Consider the following 793-nt stretch of genomic DNA (forward strand, 5'->3'; position numbering starts at 1 on the left):
GCTCGACGAGATCGAACGCATCTGGCGCGACCGGGGTGTCCGGACCCGCCGGCTCACGGTGTCGCACGCGTTCCACAGTCCGTTGATGGAGCCGATGCTCGCCGAGTTCCGGGCGGTGTTGGACGGGTTGACGTTCGCGGCGCCGCTGCTGCCGGTGGTGTCGAACGTGACGGGTGCGGTGGTCGATGGCGACGACCTGCGCACCCCGGACTACTGGGTGCGGCACGTCCGGGAGGCGGTCCGGTACGCCGACGGGGTCACCGCCCTGCGGAACGCCGGGGTGGACACGTTCCTGGAGATCGGCCCGCGCAGCGTGCTGACCGCGTTGACCGTCGAGATCCTGCCCGACGAGGACGTGCGGGCGGTGGCCGTGCAGCGCCGGGACCGGGACGAGACCGCAGCGCTGCTGGCCGGGCTGGGTGAGCTGCACGTGCACGGCGTCGCCGTGGACTGGACGCCCTGGTTCGCCGGCACCGACGCGACCCGGGTCGACCTGCCCACCTACGCCTTCCAGCACGAACGGTTCTGGCCCGACACCCCCACCCGCGCCGACGCCTCCGACGCCGAGTTCTGGGCCGCCGTGGAGAGCGGCGACCTGACCGCGCTCGCCGGCCACCTCGGCGACGACGACCTGGACACGCTCACCCCCGCCCTGCCCGCGCTCACCACCTGGCGCCGGTCCCGCACCCGCCGCACCGCCGCCGACCGCCTGTCGTACCGGGTCGTGTGGCACCGCATCGACCCCGACGGACCGGCCGCGGCCGACGGCGCCTGGCTGCTGGTCACCCCGGAC

1 protein-coding gene is annotated in these 793 nt (G+C 74.4%); it reads left to right on the forward strand.

From position 1 onward, the window contains the following. Positions 1-793: acyltransferase domain-containing protein (locus HUW36_RS33725; protein ID WP_174531685.1), on the forward strand; the 793-nt coding region annotated here is incomplete at both ends.

This window comes from Micromonospora maritima (genome assembly GCF_902825405.1).
GTDB lineage: Bacteria > Actinomycetota > Actinomycetes > Mycobacteriales > Micromonosporaceae > Micromonospora > Micromonospora maritima.